Genomic DNA, 23,735 nt, shown 5'->3' with positions numbered 1-23,735 from the left:
AACAACGTATATGGAAAAGATAGGAATATTCTGTTCCGCCTCCGATAACATTGACAAAATGTACTTCGAAAGCGCCAGCCAAATAGGCAAATGGATGGGGCAGACAGGCAAAACCTTGATATATGGAGGAGCCAGCCTCGGATTAATGGAATGCATAGCTCGTGCCGTGAAAGAAAATGGTGGTAAGGTTATTGGAGTAGTTCCTGCCAAACTGGAAGAGAATGGCAAGGTAAGCACTCTGTTAGATGAAGAAATTCATACCCGTAACTTGAGTGACCGCAAAGATATCATAACGGAGAAGTCGGAGGTATTGGTTGCACTCCCCGGAGGCGTCGGTACTCTTGATGAGATTTTCCACGTAATAGCCGCTGCCTCTATCGGATATCATCGGAAGAAGGTCATTTTCTACAATGAATATGGTTTTTACGATGAGCTATTAAAAGCACTCCACACCCTGGAGGACAAAGGTTTTGAACGACAGCCTTTCTCAACCTATTACGAAGTAGCAAACACATTAAATGAATTAAAAGAAAAAATAAACTAATCCTATATGATAGACTCCATCAAACAACTTTTGCAACAGGAAGCACAAGCTGTGCTCAACATCCCCGTAACAGACGCTTATGAAAAAGCGGTGAAACTGATTGTAGAACAAATACACCAGAAAAAGGGAAAACTGGTAACTTCCGGTATGGGAAAAGCCGGGCAGATTGCTATGAACATTGCTACGACTTTCTGTTCCACCGGTATTCCATCCGTCTTTCTGCATCCTAGCGAGGCGCAACACGGGGATTTGGGTATCTTACAAAAAAACGATCTACTCCTGCTGATCTCTAACTCTGGCAAGACACGTGAGATTGTGGAATTAACCCGCCTGGCCCATAATCTGGACCCGGATCTGAAGTTTATCGTTATCACCGGAAATCCGGATAGTCCGCTGGCAAAAGAATCGGATGTCTGTCTAAGTACCGGCAAGCCTGCAGAAGTCTGTGTGTTAGGGATGACTCCTACTACATCCACTACTGCCATGACAGTGATCGGAGATATATTGGTAGTACAAACCATGAAGGAAACAGGATTTACTATCGCTGAATATTCAAAACGTCACCACGGCGGTTATCTGGGAGAAAAATCAAGATCACTATGCGAAAAGTAATCGGTATCGGAGAGACCATCCTCGATATCATCTTTCGAGGTGACCAGCCTTCTGCCGCCGTACCGGGAGGTTCTGTATTCAACGGTATTGTCTCATTGGGACGAATGGGAATAAACGTCGGCTTCATCAGTGAAACCGGGAATGACCGTGTAGGCAATATTATCCTGCAGTTTATGCGTGAGAATCATATCCCAACCGATCATGTAAATGTATTCCCGGATGGAAAATCGCCCGTATCCTTAGCTTTCCTGAACGAGCAGAGTGATGCTGAATATATCTTCTACAAAGACTACCCGAAGCAACGTCTGGATGTTCTGTTTCCGAAACTAGAGGAAGACGACATTGTCATGGTGGGTTCTTATTACGCACTGAATCCGGTTCTGAGGGAGAAGATTCTCGAATTACTAGATCAGGCACGTGAAAAGAAAGCCATCATCTATTATGACCCGAATTTCCGTTCTTCACACAAGAATGAAGCCATGAAACTGGCTCCGACCATTATTGAAAATCTGGAATATGCGGATATTGTACGCGGTTCTTTAGAGGATTTTCTATATATGTATAACATGCAGGATATAGACAAGATTTACAAGGATAAAATCAAATTCTACTGTCCCCGGTTCATCTGTACTGCAGGTGCGGAAAAGGTAGCGTTACGCACTAATCTGGTCAATAAAGATTATCCGATAGAACCATTACAAGCAGTCAGTACTATTGGAGCTGGTGATAACTTCAATGCAGGGCTGATCTACGGATTACTCAAATACGATGTCCGATACCGCGATCTAAATAACTTGAATGAAGAGATCTGGGATAAAATAATCCAATGCGGGAAAGACTTCGCAGCTGAAGTTTGCCGAAGTTTCAGCAATTCGGTTTCGGTGGAGTTTGCACAAAAATACAAGTGATATTACAAATAAGGATTTGGATATAAGTAATTCATCCAGCGAAATCCCTATTTTCATAAAATCCATATTAAGTTAATCTGTCAACCTTAACTTAATATGGATTTCCTTATCTTTGCAAACAACCATATTCAATAAGCAATCTTACTTAATATATGAAAAGATTTATTTTACCTCTATTGATAATCTTTATCTTCATCAGTTTACCAGCAAAAGCAAACGATGAAGTAAAAACATTGTTAAAAGTATTAGATAAATCTCTACAAAACAAAGCTAGTTATACCCAACAAAAGCAAAGACAGATAGACAGCCTGAAAATAATATTAAGACAATCCAGGGATATTCGAAAGAAAGTTGGGACAGCACAGTCTCTTTGTTTTGAGTATTCATCTTTCCAAAAAGATTCCGCTTTAGCCTATGCCATCCACATGAACAGGTTCGCTCAAGAAAGTAATGACAAAGAACTTTTAATTGAAGCTAAACTGGATTATTCAAGAATATTATCTTCGATGGGCTTTTTCAAAGAAGCTTTGGCAATTACCAATTCGATGCAACAAAAGCAACTATCTCCTAAACTCAAAGCTGAATATTTTCTCGGACAAGTCACGATCTATAATCACCAGAAAGCTTTTGCTTCCAACGAGGACGATTCACAAGAAAATGATCTGATAGCACAAATATATCGCGATTCGCTGCTCCAATGCAAAGAAGTCCCATCAAACGTACGAGCTTTTATAACTGCACCGACTCTTCTTTTCCATAAAAAGTATGATGATGCTATTCATATACTGGACAGCACTTATCAAAGTTATACACCCTATTCAAGAAATGCCGGAATCATAGCATATTCTCTGGCATCTGCCTATCAAGGTAAAAATGACCGTGAAAATACGATTAAATATTTCGCAATATCCGCCATTTCTGATGTATTAAATGGAGCTAGAGAAAATCTCTCTTTAAAAATATTAGCCAAGCTGATCTTTGAGAGTGGGGATATAGACCGGGCATCTAAATATATGAAAAATGCAATGGAGGACGCTATCCTATGCAATGCGAGAATTAACACCATCGAAGCCTCAGATATGTATCTTTTCATAGATAAGGCATTTCAAGAAAAGGAGAAACATAAATTTATCATCATAACGGCATTGCTCATTGCATTATGCATTGTCTGCATTCTGCTATTCATCCTGTCCGTACAACTGAAAAAACAAAAAGGTAAAGTGGAACAAGCTAATGAGAGTTTGTCTTATCATCTTTACGAAATACAACAAATGAACTCAATATTGGCAGATAACAATAAAATCAAAGAAGAATATGTAGGGCTGTATATGGAACAATATACCAGTTATATCAGTAAAATTGCCAATTTTAAGAAAAGAGCACTCAAAATAGCCAAAAGTGAAGATATAAAGAAAGTAACCTCTTTCCTCCACTCCTCTCTCAATACAGAAGAAGATCTGGCTGAATTTTATAATAACTTCGACAAAGCAATCCTGAATCTCTTTCCGAATTTCGTCGAAGATTTTAACGCATTGCTTTTACCGGAAAATGCAATCATTCCAGGACCCGGCAAACTCTTAACACCCGAGTTACGGATCTTCGCACTTATCCGACTTGGAATTACAGACAGTGTGAAAATAGCTCATTTCTTACAGTATTCATTATCGACCATCTATAATTACCGCTCAAAAATGCGGATCAAAGCAAATGGAGACCGGAATGAATTTGAAGAAAAAGTAGCTCGAATCGGACAACAAATCCGGGAATAACAGTGTATTAATCATACAGCATCATTTACATTTATCAGAGACTCTCCGATCAAAGACTCTCTGATTATCAACAACATACCCCAAACAATCATTTACAATCTGCTCACTCCCCATTTAAAAAGTAACCGAAATAAGGTATTTTTGTAGAGTCACAATAAAACCTGCGAACTCATTCAAATTACTATTTATATAAACACCACTTAAATAAAAAATTATGAACGGCCTATTACTTAATGTTATTTGTGCTTTCACCATTGCAAACGCAAATCCTAACATAGAAAAAGCACAGCAAACTTTGGATGCTCTTTACCAAAACTATGCAGCAACCAACACTTGTCTGTTACGTGAGAATTATCCTTTTGACCAGGACAATAAGGCAACTTATCTGGCATCAGAAGAACAAGCAAAAAGACGCAATGAATATTCCTACCTTTGGCCGTATTCGGGTACATTCTCTGCAGTAAATGCACTACTGGAGAGCACTGAAAATAAAAAGTATAAAAAACTTTTGGAAAATAAAGTACTACCCGGATTAGAAGAGTATTTCGACACACGAAGGAAACCATTCGCTTACTCATCTTATATCAGCAGTCAACCTCTCTCCGATCGTTTTTATGATGACAACGTCTGGTTAGGTATCGATTTTACCGATTCTTATCGTATGACAGGAAAACAAGCTTATCTGGAGAAAGCTAAACTAATATGGAAGTTTATCCTTAGTGGTAAAGATGACGTACTCGGCGGAGGAATCTACTGGTGCGAACAAAAGAAGGAATCTAAAAATACTTGTTCTAATGCACCGGGAGCCGTATTCGCTCTCAAACTATTTCAAGCTACTCAAGATGATGCCTATTTAAAAGAAGGAAAAGAGTTATACGAATGGACTAAAAAGAACCTGGAAGACTCAAAAGATCATCTATACTTTGACAACATCTCACTCAACAAGAAAATCGGTCGTGCCAAATTTGCCTATAACAGTGGACAAATGATGCAGGCAGCTGCCCTACTCTATCAAATTACCAAACAGAAAAGTTATCTGGAAGATGCACAAAATATAGCAGAAGCGTGTCACAAGCACTTCTTCACTCAGTTCACCTCTCCAGACGGACAAACATTCCAATTACTGAAAAAAGGAAATATTTGGTTCACAGCCGTTATGCTTAGAGGCTTTATTGAACTTTATCAGATAGACCATAACAAGACTTATCTAACCGATTTCCAGAAAAGTCTTGATTACGCATGGCATCATGCCAGAGATGAACGGGGCTTGTTCCAGACAGATTGGAGCGGCACAGATAAAAACGAGAAAAAATGGCTCTTGACACAAGCTGCTTTCATAGAAATGTATGGAAGACTAGGCGGAATCGATTTGCAATAATCACTTTTAATAACCCTCTTAAAAACAATAGAGATATGAAGAAAAGAAATATCGGAATATGTATCATCACGACCACCCTATTAATGGGAGGTCCTGCCAAAGCTACAGAACTTATCCTGGCTAAGGATCATACCAATGTGGTCAATCAAGCAGCTGAAATTGCCGCTTATAAAAGTAATCGTCCACCCGTAAACAAGCGGCTTTTTAAATCAAAAGCCGTGGAAGCAGAAATCATCAGGGTGAAAAAGCTACTTACTAATCAAAAATTGGCATGGATGTTCGAGAATTGTTTTCCAAATACCCTTGAGACAACAGTTCATTACCGTACAACAGACGGTAAGCCTGATACTTTCGTCTACACAGGAGATATCCATGCCATGTGGTTACGTGACTCAGGAGCACAGGTTTGGCCTTATATACAATTAGCGAATAAAGACCCGGAATTGAAGAAAATGCTCGAAGGAGTGATACGCAGACAATTTAAATGTATAAATATCGATCCATACGCCAATGCTTTCAATGATGGGGCTGTGGGAGGAGATTGGATGTCCGACCTGACCGATATGAAACCGGAACTGCACGAACGTAAATGGGAAATAGATTCTTTATGTTATCCATTACGTCTGGCCTATCAATATTGGAAAGAAACCGGTGATGCAAGCATCTTTGATAATGAATGGATACAGGCTATCGCCAACATACTGACAACTTTCAAGGAACAACAGCGCAAAGAGGGAGTGGGTCCCTATAAATTCCAGCGTAAGACAGAACGCGCACTCGACACATTAAACAATAACGGTCTAGGTGCTCCTGTAAATCCTGTCGGACTCATTGTTTCAGCTTTCCGTCCGTCTGACGATGCAACCACTTTACAGTTCCTCGTACCGTCTAATTTCTTCGCTGTTTCTTCTCTAAAGAAAGCTGCGGAAATTCTGAATGTTGTAAACAAAAACACCAGTCTGGCGAAACAATGCACAGATTTGGCACAAGAAGTAGAAACCGCATTAAAAGAATATGCAACTTACAATCATCCTAAATATGGTACAATCTATGCTTTTGAAGTAGACGGATTCGGAAATCATCTCTTAATGGACGACGCCAACGTACCAAGCCTGCTGGCAATGCCTTATCTGGGAGATGTAGACATCAACGATCCTATTTATCAAAACACACGTCGTTTTGTATGGAGCAAAGACAACCCCTACTTCTTCAAAGGAAAGGCAGGAGAAGGTATTGGAGGACCTCACATCGGTTATGATATGATATGGCCTATGAGTATCATGATGAAGGCATTCACCAGTCAGGACGACCAGGAAATTAAGTCTTGCATAAAAATGCTGATGGATACAGATGCAGGAACAGGATTCATGCACGAATCTTTCCATAAGGATGACCCTAAAAACTTCACACGCGCCTGGTTTGCATGGCAAAACACCTTATTTGGTGAGCTCATTTTAAAGTTGGTCAACGAAGGAAAAATAGATCTATTGAACAATATTCAATAAAGCAAACTTAGGTTACTTCTCATTCAGGGCGCTCTTCTATAACGAAGAAGCGCCCTTTTTTAACACGTAAATTACTATTAACTTTGGCTAATTATAGCAAAGGAATTACCACATCTTCGGGTAATTCTTATCTTTGCAGTATACGATTCAAGACAAAGAAACTATGTATAGAAACCTGTTAAGCTGGCTTACTGTTTTATTAGTGCTCCCATCATGTTCTGGCACATCACCTGCTATATCTGTGGTATGTGAAGAAAATAACGTAGGAAACTGTATTATCAAATGGGAAACAGCACCGGTATTAAAAGGACAGGTAAAAGTATACACCTCTACTTCTCCTGAAGCTATTCCGGAAGATTCTCCCATTGCAATGGCAAACATTTCCAGTGGTAAAATGACAATCGTAACCAACGATCCGTCTCAACGTTATTACTACTTGATGGTATTTAATAACAAATACCGGGTTAAAGTGGCCACCCGCAACATTAACATCCCCGGCATACAGAATTTCCGCGATTTAGGAGGATACGAATCTGCTGGTACCGGAAAATCTCTTCGCTGGGGAATGATATACCGTTCCGCACAAATAGACAGTATTCCTCCCTGCTCACGCCGGGAACTCAAGAATATGGGCGTACGGACGATTATAGACTTACGTTCTGAAAATGAACGCCACAACTACCCGCAATTGCATGATGATGAATTTAATATCATACATATCCCTATTCTCACAGGGAACATGGAAGAAATTCTGCAAGGAATTCAGGAAGAGAAGATAAAAAGTGACACTATTTATCGTTTGGTAGAACAAATGAATCGGGAATTAGTTATAAACTACCAAAAGGAATTCAAAAAGCTGTTCACCGTCCTTCTCGACCGTACTCATTATCCGGTTGTGATTCATTGTACATCCGGGAAAGGGCGTACAGGGGTCGTTTCCGCCTTATTGCTTGCCGCTCTTGGAGTCAACGAAGACGTCATTATGGAAGACTATCGTTTGAGTAATGACTATTTTAATATTCCCAAAGCTTCTCAATATGCATATAAGTTATCGGTCAATTCGCAAGAAGCCATTACAACCATCTACTCTGCAAAAGAAGATTTCCTGAACGCTGCCAAAGAACAGATTGAGGCTGAATACGGGAGCGTACAGACCTATCTGAAAAAGGGAATCGGACTTTCTGCAGAAGAAATTGAACAGTTACGCAGCATCTTACTAACTGATAATTAATAGTTGATAAGTGATAAAATAGGGTGGCGTCTATAATAATTATCTACTATCAATCATTCATTATCAACTAAATTAACTATCTTTGCAGCCGAAATAAAAGATATACAGAGATTTAATGAAGACATTTGAAGAGCTTGGCGTTTCTCCGGAGATACGTAGAGCAATTGAAGAAATGGGATACGAGAATCCCATGCCGGTACAAGAAGAAGTGATTCCGTACCTTTTAGGAGAAAATAATGATGTAGTAGCTCTTGCACAGACAGGAACAGGTAAAACAGCCGCATTCGGTTTGCCCTTGCTCCAACAAGTTGACGTAAAAAACAGAATTCCACAATCGCTTATCCTCTGCCCTACCCGCGAGCTCTGTCTCCAGATAGCAGGAGATTTGAACGACTATTCCAAATACATTGATGGACTAAAAGTATTACCTGTATATGGTGGTTCTTCTATTGACAGCCAGATACGCAGCCTCAAACGAGGAGTACACATCATTGTAGCTACACCCGGACGCCTGTTGGACCTGATGGAACGCAAAACCGTTTCCTTGTCTACCATCCACAATGTAGTAATGGATGAAGCGGACGAAATGCTTAATATGGGGTTCACAGAAAGCATCAACGCCATTCTGGCTGATGTACCGCAGGAACGCAACACTCTATTGTTTTCCGCAACAATGAGTCCGGAAATCGCACGCATTTCCAAAAATTACCTGCGCAATGCGAAAGAAATCACTATTGGCCGTAAGAATGAAAGTACCAACAACGTTAAACACGTTGTTTATACCGTACAGGCTAAAGACAAATACGAAGCTTTAAAGCGTATCGTCGATTACTACCCACAAATATACGGTATCATTTTCTGCCGTACCCGTAAAGAGACTCAGGAAATTGCAGACAAATTAATGCAAGAAGGCTACAATGCCGATTCTTTGCATGGTGAGCTTTCTCAAGCACAACGGGATGCTGTTATGCAGAAATTCCGCATCCGCAACTTGCAACTGCTCGTGGCAACTGACGTGGCTGCCCGCGGACTTGATGTAGACGATCTGACGCATGTTATCAATTACGGATTACCAGACGATACAGAGAGTTATACACATCGCAGCGGACGTACAGGACGTGCCGGAAAAACAGGAACTTCCATTGCCATCATCAACCTCCGTGAAAAAGGAAAGATGAGAGAAATTGAACGGATTATCAGCAAAAAATTCATTGTCGGAAAAATGCCAACAGCAGCAGGAATCTGTCAGAAGCAGCTGATTAAGGTTATTGATGATCTCGAAAAAGTAAAAGTAAACGAGGAAGAGATTGCTGACTTTATGCCGGAAATCTATCGTAAACTGGAATGGTTGAGCAAAGAGGACCTGATTAAACGAATGGTTTCTCACGAATTCAACCGTTTCGCCGAGTATTATCGCAACCGTGCAGAAATAGAAGTACCGACTGACATCAGAGGAGAACGTACCGGACGGGGTGACCGCAAAGAAGGTGGTTTCGAAAAAAGAAGCCGCCAAGCTGCACCGGGCTTTAACCGCCTGTTTATCAATTTGGGTAAAACAGACAGTTTCTTCCCTAGCGATCTTATCGGACTACTAAATAGTAACACAAGAGGACGTATCGAGTTGGGACGTATTGACCTAATGCAGAACTATTCTTTCTTTGAAGTGCCGGAAAAGGAAGCGACAAATGTAATCAAGGCGCTGAATAGGGCTAAATGGAACGGACGCAAGGTAGTTGTTGAGATTGCCGGTGCCGGTGAAGAAAACGGAAAAGGACGTGAAAACGGTTCAAATGAGCGCAAGGGAGGTAAACGATTCGGCGGCAAAAGCGACGAACGTGCACCGCGCTATGAAAATAAGGATAGAAAACCGAAAGATGCTTCTGCAAAAGACTCAAAGTCAACAAAAAAAGATAAGCCTAGTCGTGCTGAGCGAGGATACTCTGATGCTCGCGGTCCGAAAAAGAAAGATGACTGGCAAGAGTTTTTTAAAGATAAAGAACCTGACTTCAGCGAAGAAGGATGGGCACGTAGAAAACCTAAGAAGAAATAAATATGAAGCAAGCATAATCCGTAGATTTGTACATTATTAGTCAGAGGTCTTTATGTTACAACTAATTACCATCTTGACATTCTAATGAGAAGGAACAACATTATCCCTATTCTATCTTATTGAAAAAAGACAACTGTTCATACAGAATCTACTTTTGTGTTTCTAATAAACTTTCTTATCGTTTTTAATAAACGGTATTCCTATTTATTAAAAACGATAAGAAGTATATCTACTGCAAACAATTCAATTTTATACAACAAAAAAGGTTGCAAACTCATCAAAAGTCTGCAACCTTTAGTATATAATAAATTTCCTCTTCTTCTAAAGAGAGGTAAATCGTCGGCAACTCTGTTCTAATATTATACTATTCATACACATAATTTCCAATCAATAAGTTTCTTTTCTGATCACAAAGATACAAAATAAAAAGTCGTTTGTCAAGTTCTTATTTCAAAACACTCCATCTATTAGTTATAAAGCAGCTATACAAAAGCACGAAATTGGGACAAACCTCTCTATTGTAACGTGATCTATCCATTCTGCGATTATAGCAAAGGAGTGCAGTGGCCCAATGTCATCCAGCCTCGTCCGGCAGATTATACTTTCGCTTCCATGCCCAATCCGGTAGGTAGCTATCGGAAGGATTTCACTCTGCCCGATTCATGGAAGGGGAGAGATATATTCATCCGTTTCAATGGTGTAGAAGCAGTTTTTTACATCTGGGTAAACAGCAACCAGGATTACCAATCGAAAGACATTCAATAAACAGCTCTCTTTATAGGTAATTCCAAGATATGTTTTCCTGCTTCCAAATTTACTGCACGCTCTCCTTTCACATTGTCGGGTGCATAAAAGGTAGCAGTGCTATTTGCCGGAACAGTTACATGATAGACAATACGGTTCTTTTTACGTTCCCATTTAGAGCAGATTTCCCCATAAGGTGATTGATATCTGGCTTCGAACTCATTTAATCCACTGGGGAAATTAGGCCGAAGAAGAATATGTTTGAATCCGGGATTTTCGGGGTCAGGGAAGATCCCACCTAATCCTTTATAGAACCATCCGCCAATTTCACCGAACATCATGTGATTGTCCGATATGTCACGTGTGGCATTCAAATCCCAGTTCTCCAGTAATGTGGTAGCACCATTGGCAATCCAGCAGCCCCATGATGGATAAGTGTCTTGTGCAGCTAATTTATAAGCCGTTTCAGCTTCACCGTTCTCACTTAACGCATTCAATATAGCTTTTGCCCCCAACACACCTACATCCAAATGAAAGCCGGCTGCTTCCACCTGTTTTGCCAGATTCCGGGCTACTTTTCTCTTCAACTCTTCGGGAACAATGCCCCATTGCAAAGGAACGCTTTGTTCCGTCTGAACGCCGCTACCATAAATGCCCGTTTCTCTATTCAGAAACTTGTCATTAATCGCGTTCTTTATCTTATTGGCAAGAGCAGAATAATATTTATAGTCTTCCGTTTTATTAAACATCTTTGCGGCATTGGCAAGTATTTTGGTGTCCACATAGAAATAGACAGAAGAGGTCAGTTCCTTGGAAGAATGTGATTTAACAGGCACCCAGTCTCCTCTTCCCCATGAGGTCAATCCGGTCGGACTGGTGCGATCCACATAGTCTACATACCGCCTTATATTTTCATAACAGTCTGCCAACAGTTTATGATCGCCATAAAACATATAAATGTTCCATGGAATAATAGCGATAGTGCTTGTCCAATCCAGTCCATTATCCGTGCCATATCCCCAGCCTCCTGTAGGAATTATATCGGGAAGTACACCATTGGGCTGTTGCTCGTCTCTATGGTCGGCAAGCCATTTCTCATAAACAGTGATACCGTCATAATTGTATAATGCCGTTTCAATAGCAAAATGACCGTCGCCTGTCCATCCGTTCTTTTCACGCTGGGGGCAGTCGGTAGGATACCCCATCAAGTTGGACAAATAGGCATTATTTGTTGCCCACCAAAGACGGTTGATAAGTGCGTTCGAAGTATGAATCGTCCCTTTCTGCGGAACATCACTATGCACAAAGTAGGCAGTCAGACTATTCTCATTCAATACAAGGGGGTTAGTGCTTGTTACTTCCACGTATCTGAAACCTTTATAATTGAATCGTGCCATAAATTCATCCTCTCCCTTTCCACTCAAAACGAGGATGTCCGTTTGAAAAGGATCGGAGTTGTCTACCGGGCGGTGATACACATCAATATTTGACGTATTCACTCGTCCGTTGTCATACAACCGCTCACCATGTTTCAGTCTCACTACAGTTCCCTCTTCCCCGGACACTTTAATGCGGGTGACTCCTGCCATATTGCGGGCAAAATCGAATACATACGTTGTGTCATTAAGTTTCTTCCAGGTTTTTACGGGGATCGTTTCTACTGCACGAATCGGCTGCACTTGTTGTGACACCACATTCTGTGAAGGAACAGCCCTATATCCTACTCCATTCCATTTAGAATCGTCAAAGTTCACGGTATTCCAGCCTTTCTGTTCCAAACGGGCGTCGTAATGCTCGGCTGTATAAATGCTATTAAAGATCAATGCGCCGGATGAAGTTTTCCAGTCCCGCTCCGTAGAAACGACTTCAACAGAACCATCCTCATAAGTAATCCGCACATCCATACAGAAAGCAGGACGGTTACGCCAAGGTGCACGATGAAAGTCCCACACGGCCATTGACTGATGATTATACCATCCATTGCCCAGCAACACACCAATCGCATTTTTCCCTTTCTGTATTTGGGAAGTAATATCATAAGTAACGTAGAAATTACGCCTGTCAAACCGGGTATATAACGGGTCCAGCCGGTGGTTTCCAATCTTCTCACCATTGATATACAGTTCATACAAACCTGCTACGGCAATATATGCCCTTGCCGACCATATCTTCTTTCGTGCATCAAACACTTTCCGGAAATAGGGAGCAGGACGGTAATTAATATCTTTGTTATCGCTAATCCAAGCCCCTTGCCAGTATTCCATCCCCATCATGCCCGTTTCGAAACTATTAATATCCGAAGAAGATTTCACTCCATCCTTATCCCATACATTCACTCTCCAATAATACTTGGTAAAAGGACGAAGTTCCTGTCCGGAATAGGTAATCAGAATCTGTTCGGAGTCCTTTTTGCCCGAATCCCAGATAGTTCCCTTCCCTGCAATCAATTCAAGAGAGTCTTTGTCTACGATGACTTGACAGGCTGTTTGCCGTGCTCCTTTTCGAGCATCATTCAGCATCCATGATAACCGGGGAGCAGGATTATCTATTCCCAAGGGATTCACCAAATAATCACAAACCAGGTTCACTGGTTTACAGCTGCCTGACTCTTGTGAAAATGCTGCTTGCAGCATTAAAAATAGTAATCCCGGTAATAGTGTCAATCGTTTCATTTTATCCAAAAATTAGTTTGTATTTTCTTTCAATCGGATGCCATATTTACATCGCGTGCTAATTTACGAAAAATATTGTATGGACGCTTTATCTACTTGCCTCAAAAAAGCTATATCTTTGCGGCCCGAATATATACTTGACTATGAATAAAGTTAATGGTTTACTATATGGGCTGCTTTCATCGGCTTCTTTTGGACTTATCCCTCTATTTACCATTCCTGCCATGCAAGCAGGGATGCAATTTGAATCGATACTTTTCTATCGTTTCCTGTTTGCCTGTCTGGCGTTAGGCGGAATCTTATTGGTGAATGGTCAATCATTTCGCATCAAGAGGCAGGACATTCCTTCCCTGTTTCTTCTTGCGCTTCTTTATTTAATGTCTGCCGTATTCCTGTTCTGGGGATATAAGTTTATGGCTAGCGGAGTTGCCACCACTATTCATTTCATGTATCCGGTGCTTACCACGTTAATCATGATGCTCTTTTTTAAAGAAAAGAAGTCCGGCTGGCGGATCGCTGCCATTGCATCCGCAGTGGCAGGAGTTTATTTCTTATCCGGCGGAGATACAAAAACGGGGAGCTTTTCTTTCCTGGGACTTTTCATTGTTCTTCTGTCGGCACTCGGATATGCGCTTTATCTCGTCACAATGAGCCAATTAAAGATTGGACAGATGAAAGGGCTACTGCTTACTTTCTATGTATTCCTATTCGGAGGTATTCTCCTTTTTATCGGAACGGAAACCATCAGCCAGCTTCAACCCATCAGCGAATGGCATACTGCCGGCAACTTGATTCTATTAGCTTTAATCCCTACCGTAGTTTCTAATCTTGCTCTAGTAAGAGCCGTAAAAAGCATCGGCTCCACACTCACCTCTGTGTTGGGAGCTATGGAGCCGGTAACTGCTGTATGTGTAGGTATCTTTCTTTTCGGGGAAGCCTTCACCACAAGCATTGGTATAGGCATTGCACTGATTATCGCTGCCGTAATCGTTATTATATTAAAACGATAAAAAATGCGGTTTCATCGGAATATTTACTTCATCGACCCATTTTTAATTCCTGAATAAGATGGGCTGCCTTACCGTATTTCTCTATGATAAAGAGCATATACCGCACATCTACCCCGATGCAACGCTGCAAATCTGGTTCGAATACGATATCACTGCTCATTGCTTCCCAGTTGCCATCAAAAGCCAAGCCTAGTAATTCTCCTTTGGCATTAAACATGGCACTGCCGGAATTACCGCCTGTAATGTCATTGTTGGAGATAAAACAAACATTCATATCTCCCTGCGCATTGGCATATCTTCCAAAATCACCGGAAGAAAGCAAACTCAACAACTCCGGCTGAACGGCAAAGTCAATATCACCCGCATGTTCCTTCACTTTCTCAAAAATGCCTTTCACGGTTGTGTAATAATCATAAGTGGCCCCATCAAAAGGAGTATATCCTCCAACCGTTCCGAAACTAAGCCGCATGGTAGAGTTGGCATCCGGATAAAAATTACGATCAGCATACATACGGCGCATGGCTGCATTGAATAAACGCTCCCCCTCCTCTATCTGCTCGGAAGCCTCGGAAATGCTTTGATTCATCTCATAATACTTCACAATCAAATCCAGACTCAAGGAAACAGCCGGATCCTCTATGAGATTATATGTAGTATCTCGCTCCAGAAAACGTTTTAAGCCCTTAGGAGACGTTATATTGGAAGTTGCATACAAAGAGTCTACATAGGTCTGAATATTCCCGTTGTAGAGCGTATCTATCTTCTCATACATAGCAGGCAGAAACTTTTTATCCACTTTCGACTGATACTCTTTGAGCATGGCAGCAAAAACCTCCTTATCAATGGAAAGATCGAGATTATCATACTTCTCCAGTAACTTTTTCATGCGGGTTATCACCAACTTCTCTTCCGCCTCAAAGTCGAAATTGAGAATTTCAAGAGCGAGCTGCACTAACTCGGGACCATTTATAAACGATTCACCGAAATAAGCCAACGCACGATTGGTTTCACGGCGATTACTATAACTCAACTCTAAAGAAGAAAATAAACGAATCAGTTTCTCTCTCTCTTCCGGATGAGACTGAATCCAGTTACGAAGCTCTGCTTCAGCCACCCGCTTCTTTTCCAACACTTTCAAATGCTTGATGGCTTTATTCGTTCCGATGCTATTCTTCCAATAATTGGAGCTTTCATCGTATTTTGAAGCATACTTAATGCGAATATCCGGACGACGGTCCATCTCCCGTTTCCAGATGGTTTGTTTCACTCCCCGTACATCAATCATTGCCTGATTGATTCCATTCATCATCTCTTCGATACCATACGAGGAAAGGTAACGTTCCGTACTGCCCGGATAGCCAAGCGTCATGCAGAAAGAACCTTCTTTGTATCCATCCAAAGAAATGGGTGCTACATATTCGGGATGATAAGGGACGTTTTCAGGAGAATAATCCGCCGGACCATTCTTGGCATTAGCATAGATACGAAATACGCTGAAATCGCCCGTATGACGCGGCCACATCCAATTATCCGTATCCCATCCGAACTTCCCGACAGAAGAAGGAGGTGCAAAAACCAGGCGGACATCATTATAATCACGATAAACAGATAGCCAGAATTCATTCCCTGCATAATAAGCATCTACAATACCAGTCAATGTAGAATCCTTTTCGGAGACTTCCATACTGATTACATTCATAATCGAATCAACAGCTACACGGCGTTCTGTTTCCGTTTTAGCATGCCGGGCGGCAGACAATACGCGTTTAGTAACATCTTCCGTACGAAGCAGGAAACGAACATACAACTCCGGATTCGGCAGTTCTTCCTCAAGACTACGTGCAAAGAAGCCATCTTTCAGGTAATCATGCTCCACTGAAGAATGTTGCTGAATACTGCTAAAGCCACAATGATGATTGGTAAACACCAGACCGTCTTCGGAAACCACCACTCCTGAACAGAAGCCTCCAAAACTGACAACAGCATCTGCCAGACATGGTTTCTTCGGATCATATATTTTATTCACAGGCATCTGCAAACCAAGTTCTTTCATTACCCGGTCAGTCTGTTTATTCTTTCGGAGATTTCCCAACAACCACATTCCCTCATCGGCAAATACATTCGACAGACAGAGAGAAAAGACTATCAAGACGGTTAGTCTGAACTTCATATTATTATTTTTAGATTCATTATTCTGTAATCAGCCTCAACTTCTTCGTTCCTACGCGGGCTTTCAGCCATTCGCTGATTTTCTCTTTTTCAGCAACAGACGGATGTCTGGCGAATTTAAGGACAGCCAATGTTACCGTATCCGTCTTCATCGAATCGACCCGCACTTCGAGCGAGTGAGCGATGGAAAGAGTTGTGATGGAAGGATAAAGTACCTTCAATTCGGGTACTAATGTACGACTCATAGCATCGTACGTTCTGTATTGCTCCAGTGTTGTCTCCAGTTGGGAAATTTTCACCGCCTGTTGTTGAAGCCGTTGCTCACTGTTTTTATAGAAGTCTTCCATGACCATGGCACGGATAGAAGATACATCTACCGCCTCATTGTTCATCCCCTGTAATACAACCAGTTTCGTATCTTCCAGCTTATACTCTTTCAACTTGCTACGAGCAATAGATATCGAAGCGTCAGGCACTTCAGGACCAATCAAAACAACCCGTACTTCTTTATGGTCATAGCTAATTTTCTTATCAAGTACCTGCGTATTCTCAAAGCTCAACTGATCGTTTATAAAACGATTGGCTGCTGCTTCATAGAAAGTGCTCTTTATAATTCCAAATGTCAGATAAACTGCAGGGCACATGGTAAGCACTACAATCAGAACAATGTATTTACGTACGGTCTTCTCACGGGTTTTATCCACAAACTCTTTCCGTTGGAAATGCATCACACGAACACCGAGGAAAGTAGCCAGGCTGATAAAAACAGAGTTGATAAAGTAAAGATAAAAAGCACCCAGGAAATAAATGAGATTACCGGAAGCCAGTCCGTAACCTGCCGTACAAAGCGGCGGCATCAATGCAGTAGCAATGGCAACACCTGGAATCACATTTCCTTTTTCCTTGGTAGAGAGAGCCACGACACCTGCCAAACCACCAAAAAGCGCGATGAATACATCATAAATAGTGGGCGATGTACGTGCCAGCAACTCTGACTGTGAACCGGCAATAGGGGCAAGAAGGAAAAAGATTGTTGCCGTAGTCACACTGAAAGCAGTCGTTATGAGAAAGCTCTTCAAAGAGCGTTTCATTAATTCAAAGTCATTCAGTCCGACAGACAGTCCTACTCCCATAATAGGTCCCATCAATGGAGAAATCAACATGGCACCGATAATAACGGCAGTGGAGTTCACATTCAATCCGAGTGATGCCATGAATATGGCAAAGATCAGAATCCATAAATTGGCACCTTTGAACTCTACCCCCTTACGGATAGAATCCACTGTGGCCAGTTCGTTATCCTTATCTTTCCTCAAGTCCAGATATTCTCCCAGAAAGGACTTGATAGCAAACTTATTACGTTCATCTGTCTTCATAGTTATTTCTTCTTTATAAATCGATTAATAACAGGAATCTGACTCAATGGTAAATCCTTCTTGATAATATAAGCTATAAATAGCAATAAGAGTACGGTACGGAAAGCGAGACGGAGCACTATATTAGGGATAGGAACCTGCTCTCCAATAATGTAAAGTACCGCTGCCAGCAGAACATAAAGTCCCAGGCTCTTCAAGTCATAATGAATCGGGTATTCTTTCTGTCCTATCCAGTAGGATAGCAGCAAGATGACTGCATAGCCTGCAACAGAAGCCCATGCCGAAGCAAGATAACCGTAAACCGGCACAAACAGGATGTTCAATACGACAATAATAACACAACCAATCACCGAGAAGTAGGCTCCCCAATAGGTCTTATCCGTCAGTTTATACCAAAAGGAAAGGTTGAAATAGATCCCTTTACAGATCTCTGCAAGCATTACAATAGCTACTACCCCCAGGCCTTCCCAGTAACCCCTTGCCACCAGATAACGCAGCAAGTCGAGGTAGAACATGACAGCAAGGAAAGCCAGCAAGGAAAATATAAGAAAATACTTCATCGCAGCGGCATACATCTTCCGGTTGTCTCCTTCTCGGTCTTTGCCAAAGACAAACGGTTCGTAAGCATAACGGAAAGCTTGCGTAAACATTGCCATCACCATCGCAATCTTACTGGTTGCTGCATAGATACCCAATTGCACCAACCCTTCCTGCCGGTCTTCAAAAAGAAACGGATAGATCATCTTATCCACAGTCTGATTTAGAATACCTACCAAACCTAAGATTAATACCGGGAAAGAATATACGACCATTCGTTTCAGCAATACCTTGTCCAACTTATAAGCAAAACCTGTCAGTTCCGGAATAAAGAAGAACATCTGGACAACCGAAATAATCAGGTTGCTAATAAAGATATATCCCACTAAATAATCCGGATCATAAAACCAGGAGATCGTTGACGGACAATGTACATTCAGCCACGGGCACACCAATAGGAAAAATAAATTCAAACCGATGCCACCAACGATAGAGAGCAGTTTAATAGCAGCAAACTTAATAGGCCGCTTTTTATACCGTAAATAGGCAAAAGGAATGCATTGGAAAGAGTCTAAAGCTACCACAACAGCCATCATCGCTATAAACTCCGGATAATCGCCATAATCCAGTAAATTGGAAATAGGTTGCAGGAATAACAAGCAAAGGAAAACAAAAATCAAAGATACCCCTCCTACCGATAACAAGGAGTTGGCATATACTTTCATCGGGTCTTCTCCCGATTTGTTGGCAAAACGGAAGAATCCCGTTTCCATACCGAACGTAAGCAGTACAAGCATCAGGGCTGTAAACGCATATACGTTTGAAACAACTCCATAACCTCCGGTGGAAGCTGGCAATACCGCTGTGTACAAAGGCACCAGCATGTAGTTAAGGAACCGTCCGACAATACTACTCAACCCATAAATTGCCGTATCTTTAGCTAATGATTTTAGTCCAGCCATGTTTTATTAGTAATTATCATTTAGATTGGTTCAACGTTTCTTCTTTTGTTTGAACAACCAATCCATAAATCCGGGATAATTGAAAGCCGGATTCCAGCTCCCATGATTGCAACCGGGGAATTCAATATATTCCACATCTGCACCGGCAGCTTTCAGTGCTTTATACGCTTCGCGAGAACCTTTCACCGGAACTACATCGTCCGCATCTCCGTGAAAGATACGAAATTTCACATCCTTGGCAACCGATAGCCGACTTGGATTGACTGTACCGCAAATAGGAACTGCAGCTGCAAAAATCTCCGGATAACGCACGACTAAATCATACGTTCCCATCGCTCCCATTGAAAGACCGATAATATAAACCCGTTGTGTGTCCACTTCGGGCATTACCAGATAAGAGTCGAGCAACTGTTTAAGCGTTTGCAATATAGGACTGATCTCTTGTCCCACTGGCATTTCTGTAGGGATAAGCGACTTCGGACGTCCTGTATAAGCCCAGTAACCGTCTGTCGGACACTGTGGAATTAGAACGAAAGCGGGATACTTCTCTTGATTGACCGGATTAAGAAACATCTGTCCACCATGAGTCAACTGTTTCTCATTATCATTTCCCCGTTCGCCGGCTCCATGCAGAAACAGTACGAGCGGATACTTTTCACCTGGCTTCACCGATTCGGGATGAATCATCCGATAAGGTAAAGAGTCTCCTTTAGAAGAGACAAAAATATCCCTCCCATATTCCTGTTGAGCCGATAAAGACAAGCTCAAAAAGAGAAAAACAAGTAAAGTAGTCCATTGCTTCATCATCCAACTATGCTTTATAAAGTTCTTTTATACCGTTAATACCACTTGTCACATGACGCTTTATGTTAGTCATTAAACAGCGTTTTTTGACTGTTATAAAGACTTCTTCCCAAATGTTTATAGGCAAGTTCGGTCACCTCACGTCCACGGGGAGTACGCTTCATAAATCCTTCTTTTATCAGGAAAGGTTCGTAAACTTCCTCAATGGTTCCCGCATCTTCTCCCAAAGCCGTGGCAATGGTAGTGATACCTACCGGACCACCTTTAAATTTGTCTATAATGGTGCAAAGTATCTTGTTGTCTATCTCATCCAGGCCGTACTTATCAATATTCAGTGCTTCCAATGCAAACTGGGCGATCTCCGTATCGATAGAACCGGAGCCTTTCACTTGCGCAAAATCACGTACCCGACGGAGCAAGGCATTGGCAATACGGGGCGTTCCGCGGCTACGGGAAGCGATCTCCGATGCTGCACGTACCGAACAAGGCACATCCAGTATGGACGCAGAACGACGAATGATATTGCTCAAAATATCATCATCATAGTACTCCAAATGAAGATTAATACCGAAACGTGCACGAAGCGGAGCCGTCAGCAGACCGCTACGTGTGGTTGCACCAACCAGCGTGAAAGGATTCAAATCTATCTGGATGCTGCGTGCCGAAGGTCCCTTATCGATCATAATATCGATGCGGTAATCTTCCATGGCCGAATAAAGATATTCCTCCACCACAGGCGACAACCGATGAATTTCATCGATAAAAAGTACATCGTTCGGTTCGAGACTGGTTAACACTCCTGCCAGATCACCCGGTTTATCGAGTACCGGACCGGAAGTGACTTTAAAGCCAACTCCTAATTCGTTAGCAATAATATTCGAAAGAGTTGTTTTTCCTAATCCGGGAGGGCCGTGCAACAGCACATGGTCGAGTGCTTCGCCACGCAGACGTGCCGCCTTCACAAAAATGCGAAGGTTTTCCACCACCTTGTCCTGCCCGCTAAAGTCTTCAAAGCTTAACGGACGGAGTGCATTCTCGAAATCCCGTTCTTTTGAAGTAAGCTGATGTTCGCGTATGTTAAAATCTTCCTGTTCCATTTATTTCTTGAAAGTAGGAGACAAAGATAGAGATTTACATTCATTTTCAGTATAAGAAAGACGAAGATTTAGTTTATTTGAAACGTAATAACTACTTTTGCACTATCTATATACACGTTATCAACTATGGTTCTAAATTACATTTGGATAGGATTTTTCGTCATAGCCTTTATCATCGCTCTTATAAAAGTGATTGTTTTGGGAGATACGGGGATATTTACGGCTATCATGAACTCTACATTCGACTCCTCCAAAACGGCATTCGAGATATCGCTAGGACTTACGGGTGTACTGGCCCTTTGGTTGGGCATCATGAAAATCGGCGAGAACAGCGGATTGATTAATGCGCTGGCCCACTTTCTTAGTCCGGTGCTTTGCCGCCTGTTTCCGGACATTCCTAAAGGGCATCCGGTGTTAGGCTCCATCTTTATGAATATGTCTGCCAACATGCTCGGTTTGGACAATGCCGCCACCCCGCTGGGACTGAAAGCGATGAAAGAACTGCAAGAACTGAATCCGAATAAGGATACGGCTTCCAATCCGATGATTATGTTTTTGGTGATTAATACATCCGGCCTTATCATCATTCCAATCAGTATCATGGTGTATCGTGCACAAATGGGGGCTGCACAGCCTACGGATGTATTTATCCCTATCCTGCTAAGTACTTTCATTTCAACTTTAGTAGGAGTCATAGCAGTCAGTATCGCTCAAAAGATAAACTTAATCAATAAGCCTATTCTCATTTTAATGGGTGTTATCTGTCTTTTCTTTTCGGGATTGATTTATCTGTTTCTAAGCGTTTCACGAGAGGATATGGGTACTTATTCTACATTGATAGCGAATATTCTGCTGTTCAGTGTCATTATCCTGTTTATTCTGACGGGAGTCAGGAAAAAAATCAATGTATACGATTCGTTTGTAGAGGGAGCTAAAGAAGGATTTACGACAGCTGTACGTATCATACCCTATCTGGTTGCTTTCCTTGTAGGAATCGCCGTGTTCCGCACTTCGGGAGCTATGGATTTTCTAGTGGGAGGCATTGGCTACATAGTAGGCTCATGCGGAGTTGATACAAGCTTTGTAGGGGCACTGCCTACTGCATTGATGAAATCGCTTAGCGGTAGCGGTGCCAACGGATTGATGATTGATACGATGAAAGAACTGGGACCGGATTCGTTTGTAGGGCGTATGAGTTGCGTAGTACGCGGAGCTTCAGATACCACATTCTACATTCTGGCCGTTTATTTCGGCAGTGTAGGAATTACCAAAACTCGTAATGCAGTGACTTGCGGTCTGATAGCTGACTTTTCGGGTATCATAGCCGCTATCTTAATCAGTTATTTATTTTTCTTTTAAATCATAACATTCAACTATGGCTGTAACTTATCAAACAGAAGGCGTAAAAATGCCTGATATCAAGAAACGTGAGACTACGGAATGGATAAAGACCGTAGCTGCTTCTTACGGAAAAAGACTCGGTGAAATCGCTTATATCTTCTGCTCGGACGAAAAAATTCTGGAGGTAAACCGTCAGTATCTGCAACATGACTACTACACGGACATTATTACTTTCGATTATTGTGAAGGCGATCGTCTATCAGGTGACTTATTCATCAGCCTGGATACGATACGCACCAATGCGGAACAGTTTGGTGCTTCATACGAAGACGAACTACATCGTGTGATTATCCACGGAATTCTTCATTTGTGCGGCATTAATGATAAAGGTCCCGGAGAACGGGAAGTTATGGAAGCAGCTGAGAATAAGGCATTGGGGATGTTGCGATAAGCGCTCATTGCTTTCAATTCGTACACTGCTTTTCAATTCGCCTTTCATAAAAAAGAAACCCCGGCGTAATCACTACGCCGAGGCACTCCATTAGCTTATGCTAATTAACACTAAATTATTAAGAGAGAGATTTAGTCAATTTATTAATAGTTTGGAGTTACTTCACTTCAGGAGTAACCAGTTCCTTAATTGATTTTGTATTTAGGTACAGGAAAGCCAAACGAGGAGTTCCTTCGTTCACTATCAACTGCAATGAATCCGATGTCAGGTAGCCGATACGCTCACGAGTTTTGTACACCTCAACCTTTCCATCATCTTCCTTGCTGAATCCTTCCACAATCAGATAACCATTATCCACTTTCCACGTTTTCAAATCTAAAGACGGAATATTGATAGCAGAACACTTACCACCTTTCTTGAACTCAAATCCTTTCAACTCACCCGTAGACTTGTATGTATAAGGATTGCACCATTTTCCGATAATCTGTTTTTCTACTTTCTTCTGTCCGTAGCTTAAAGCGAAACAAGACAGAGCCATAGCCGTAATCAATAATTTTTTCATCTTAAATCAATAT

At 41.7% G+C, this 23,735-nt stretch carries 19 protein-coding genes; 12 read left to right on the top strand and 7 right to left on the bottom strand.

Annotated features, from left to right (window positions below; translation table 11 throughout):
- The first annotated feature begins 10 nt into the window (after nucleotides 1–10).
- The 9 genes from KQP79_RS22240 to KQP79_RS22200 all read left to right on the top strand — a co-directional run bounded on the left by KQP79_RS22240 (nucleotide 11) and on the right by KQP79_RS22200 (nucleotide 10,762).
- Nucleotides 11–544 (top strand): TIGR00730 family Rossman fold protein, encoded by a 534-nt coding sequence (locus KQP79_RS22240; RefSeq protein WP_061447505.1) that lies wholly within the window; start codon nucleotides 11–13, stop codon nucleotides 542–544.
- 6 nt (nucleotides 545–550) lie between these two features.
- Complete coding sequence (locus KQP79_RS22235; RefSeq protein ID WP_004298060.1) at nucleotides 551–1,156, top strand: SIS domain-containing protein; 606 nt, start codon at nucleotides 551–553, stop codon at nucleotides 1,154–1,156.
- On the top strand, nucleotides 1,144–2,064 hold the full coding sequence (locus tag KQP79_RS22230) for a carbohydrate kinase family protein (RefSeq protein WP_004302990.1): 921 nt from the start codon (nucleotides 1,144–1,146) through the stop codon (nucleotides 2,062–2,064). Before KQP79_RS22235 ends, KQP79_RS22230 begins: the two co-directional genes overlap by 13 nt.
- A gap of 152 nt (nucleotides 2,065–2,216) precedes the next feature.
- Complete coding sequence (locus KQP79_RS22225; RefSeq protein ID WP_061447504.1) at nucleotides 2,217–3,833, top strand: DUF6377 domain-containing protein; 1,617 nt, start codon at nucleotides 2,217–2,219, stop codon at nucleotides 3,831–3,833.
- A gap of 214 nt (nucleotides 3,834–4,047) precedes the next feature.
- The gene (locus KQP79_RS22220) at nucleotides 4,048–5,211 is read left to right on the top strand and encodes a glycoside hydrolase family 76 protein (protein ID WP_008776137.1); all 1,164 of its coding nucleotides are present in this window, start codon (nucleotides 4,048–4,050) and stop codon (nucleotides 5,209–5,211) included.
- 35 nt (nucleotides 5,212–5,246) lie between these two features.
- Nucleotides 5,247–6,716, top strand: a complete 1,470-nt coding sequence (locus KQP79_RS22215) for a glycoside hydrolase family 125 protein (protein ID WP_008776138.1) — start codon at nucleotides 5,247–5,249, stop codon at nucleotides 6,714–6,716.
- A gap of 163 nt (nucleotides 6,717–6,879) precedes the next feature.
- Nucleotides 6,880–7,947 (top strand): tyrosine-protein phosphatase, encoded by a 1,068-nt coding sequence (locus KQP79_RS22210; RefSeq protein ID WP_004311910.1) that lies wholly within the window; start codon nucleotides 6,880–6,882, stop codon nucleotides 7,945–7,947.
- A 115-nt stretch (nucleotides 7,948–8,062) separates the two neighbouring features.
- Complete coding sequence (locus tag KQP79_RS22205; protein WP_004311911.1) at nucleotides 8,063–9,997, top strand: DEAD/DEAH box helicase; 1,935 nt, start codon at nucleotides 8,063–8,065, stop codon at nucleotides 9,995–9,997.
- 525 nt (nucleotides 9,998–10,522) lie between these two features.
- Nucleotides 10,523–10,762 carry a sugar-binding domain-containing protein gene (locus KQP79_RS22200; protein WP_004311912.1) on the top strand — a complete coding sequence of 80 codons (240 nt, stop codon included), beginning with the start codon at nucleotides 10,523–10,525 and terminating at the stop codon, nucleotides 10,760–10,762.
- On the opposite strand, the gene KQP79_RS22195 is transcribed toward KQP79_RS22200, so the two are convergent.
- Entirely contained in the window at nucleotides 10,756–13,413 is a 2,658-nt protein-coding gene (locus KQP79_RS22195) for a glycoside hydrolase family 78 protein (RefSeq protein WP_032856234.1), read from the bottom strand. The two genes, KQP79_RS22200 and KQP79_RS22195, sit on opposite strands and share 7 nt — an antisense overlap.
- Nucleotides 13,414–13,556: 143 nt before the next feature.
- Here KQP79_RS22195 and KQP79_RS22190 point away from each other — a divergent pair, with 143 nt between their 5' ends.
- A complete protein-coding gene (locus KQP79_RS22190; RefSeq protein WP_004311914.1) occupies nucleotides 13,557–14,423 on the top strand; it encodes a DMT family transporter in 867 nt (288 codons plus the stop codon).
- A gap of 28 nt (nucleotides 14,424–14,451) precedes the next feature.
- On the opposite strand, the gene KQP79_RS22185 is transcribed toward KQP79_RS22190, so the two are convergent.
- The 5 genes from KQP79_RS22185 to ruvB all read right to left on the bottom strand — a co-directional run bounded on the left by KQP79_RS22185 (nucleotide 14,452) and on the right by ruvB (nucleotide 21,368).
- Nucleotides 14,452–16,593 carry a S46 family peptidase gene (locus tag KQP79_RS22185; protein ID WP_004311915.1) on the bottom strand — a complete coding sequence of 714 codons (2,142 nt, stop codon included), beginning with the start codon at nucleotides 16,591–16,593 and terminating at the stop codon, nucleotides 14,452–14,454.
- A gap of 19 nt (nucleotides 16,594–16,612) precedes the next feature.
- Nucleotides 16,613–17,968, bottom strand: coding sequence for a TIGR00341 family protein (locus KQP79_RS22180; protein ID WP_061447502.1), 1,356 nt, complete (start codon nucleotides 17,966–17,968; stop codon nucleotides 16,613–16,615).
- A 2-nt stretch (nucleotides 17,969–17,970) separates the two neighbouring features.
- Nucleotides 17,971–19,467 carry a polysaccharide biosynthesis C-terminal domain-containing protein gene (locus KQP79_RS22175; RefSeq protein WP_004324223.1) on the bottom strand — a complete coding sequence of 499 codons (1,497 nt, stop codon included), beginning with the start codon at nucleotides 19,465–19,467 and terminating at the stop codon, nucleotides 17,971–17,973.
- A gap of 30 nt (nucleotides 19,468–19,497) precedes the next feature.
- Nucleotides 19,498–20,274 (bottom strand): dienelactone hydrolase family protein, encoded by a 777-nt coding sequence (locus KQP79_RS22170; protein ID WP_004298042.1) that lies wholly within the window; start codon nucleotides 20,272–20,274, stop codon nucleotides 19,498–19,500.
- 62 nt (nucleotides 20,275–20,336) lie between these two features.
- Complete coding sequence (gene ruvB, locus KQP79_RS22165; protein WP_004298040.1) at nucleotides 20,337–21,368, bottom strand: Holliday junction branch migration DNA helicase RuvB; 1,032 nt, start codon at nucleotides 21,366–21,368, stop codon at nucleotides 20,337–20,339.
- A 126-nt stretch (nucleotides 21,369–21,494) separates the two neighbouring features.
- Here ruvB and KQP79_RS22160 point away from each other — a divergent pair, with 126 nt between their 5' ends.
- On the top strand, nucleotides 21,495–22,727 hold the full coding sequence (locus KQP79_RS22160) for a nucleoside recognition domain-containing protein (RefSeq protein WP_004298038.1): 1,233 nt from the start codon (nucleotides 21,495–21,497) through the stop codon (nucleotides 22,725–22,727).
- A 16-nt stretch (nucleotides 22,728–22,743) separates the two neighbouring features.
- Nucleotides 22,744–23,160, top strand: a complete 417-nt coding sequence (gene ybeY / locus KQP79_RS22155; RefSeq protein ID WP_004298035.1) for an rRNA maturation RNase YbeY — start codon at nucleotides 22,744–22,746, stop codon at nucleotides 23,158–23,160.
- A 157-nt stretch (nucleotides 23,161–23,317) separates the two neighbouring features.
- Here the strand turns inward: ybeY and KQP79_RS22150 are convergent, their stop codons facing one another.
- Nucleotides 23,318–23,722 (bottom strand): lipocalin family protein, encoded by a 405-nt coding sequence (locus tag KQP79_RS22150; protein WP_004298034.1) that lies wholly within the window; start codon nucleotides 23,720–23,722, stop codon nucleotides 23,318–23,320.
- Nucleotides 23,723–23,735 lie beyond the last annotated feature (13 nt).

It is taken from the genome of Bacteroides sp. DH3716P, from assembly GCF_025914115.1.
GTDB classification, from domain to species: Bacteria; Bacteroidota; Bacteroidia; order Bacteroidales; family Bacteroidaceae; genus Bacteroides; species Bacteroides ovatus.
Note: the sequence above shows the minus strand (reverse complement) of the source record. Positions and strands in the feature narration are given on the sequence as shown.